Source organism: Streptomyces sp. URMC 124 (genome assembly GCF_051386455.1).
In the GTDB taxonomy this organism is placed as follows: domain Bacteria; phylum Actinomycetota; class Actinomycetes; order Streptomycetales; family Streptomycetaceae; genus Streptomyces.
The window spans coordinates 1-255 of record NZ_JBPQTS010000537.1; the positions used below are offsets into that span (position 1 = coordinate 1).

The 255-nt window shown below is 59.2% G+C and carries 1 protein-coding gene; it reads left to right on the plus strand.

The window, feature by feature from the left end:
* Positions 1-8 precede the first annotated feature (8 nt).
* The coding region (locus tag ACSNOG_RS33620; RefSeq protein ID WP_436756457.1) for a nitrilase-related carbon-nitrogen hydrolase at positions 9-255 on the plus strand (247 nt) is incomplete at its 3' end.

Here is a 255-nt window from a genome sequence, read left to right on the forward strand (position 1 = left end):
GCTATGACATTCGATTCCCCGAACTGTCCCGTACGCTGGCGCTTGCAGGTGCGAACGTGTTGTTCGTTCCGGCCGAGTGGCCGCATCCGAGACTCCATCACTGGAGAACGCTCCTGACGGCCCGGGCTATCGAGAATCAAATGTACGTCGTTGCCTGCAATCGGGTCGGCCGCAGCGGAGAGACGGAGTTTTTCGGGCATTCCATGCTGATCGATCCATGGGGCGAAGTGATTGCCGAAGGCGGTGAAGAGGAAG